This window comes from Treponema sp. R8-4-B8 (genome assembly GCF_054786175.1).
In genome coordinates, this window is record NZ_BDHE01000275.1 from 1 (window position 1) to 562 (window position 562).

Sequence of the window (562 nt, forward strand, 5' to 3'; positions counted from 1 at the left end):
TTCCGATTGAAGATGTTATCTCCGCTACCCGGCTTGATCCTGAAAAAGTTAAAGTACTGTATCAACAGTAACGATGTGTCCTTCAAAAGTCACAAGGAGCAAGGTTTATCTCCGCAATCTTATGCGGAAACTCGTCCTAAGATAAAATCTGTTAAAATAATGCCAAAAAACAAAGGTTTTGATATACTTATGCTGGTTTTTCGCTTTTTGCAAATAAACGCAAAGTATGATAGAATCTACATAGATGTATACTAGGGAAGTACTGCCTCCAATTGCCTCGCCTATTGTGGATGGAAACCCTATTATTGGGACATGGAACAGGGCTTTTGAAAAGGTAGATTTACAGGAAATTCGCAAACCTTACAATTACCCACTTCCTCGGTGGGCAAAAAATCTACGGATAAAAGAATGGCAGTGTTTCAGCGCTCATAATAACTATTTTCTGGTGGACGCTATTTTTTGTAATGTAAAAATGTATAGAATGGCTCAGGTTTTACTTTATGACAGGGAAAAAGAACAAAAATATCTCTACAGAAAAATAATGCCCGGCACGGGCTGGCAA

At 38.1% G+C, this 562-nt stretch carries 1 protein-coding gene and 1 pseudogene; both read left to right on the plus strand.

Annotated elements, in window-relative coordinates:
• Positions 1-255, plus strand: a 255-nt coding sequence (locus tag ACYVRA_RS08365; RefSeq protein WP_461252268.1) for a hypothetical protein, incomplete at its 5' end; no start/stop codon positions are given.
• Positions 245-562 (plus strand): annotated as a pseudogene (locus ACYVRA_RS08370) (DUF2804 domain-containing protein); the annotation flags it as partial. The gene ACYVRA_RS08365 and the pseudogene ACYVRA_RS08370, both read left to right, overlap by 11 nt.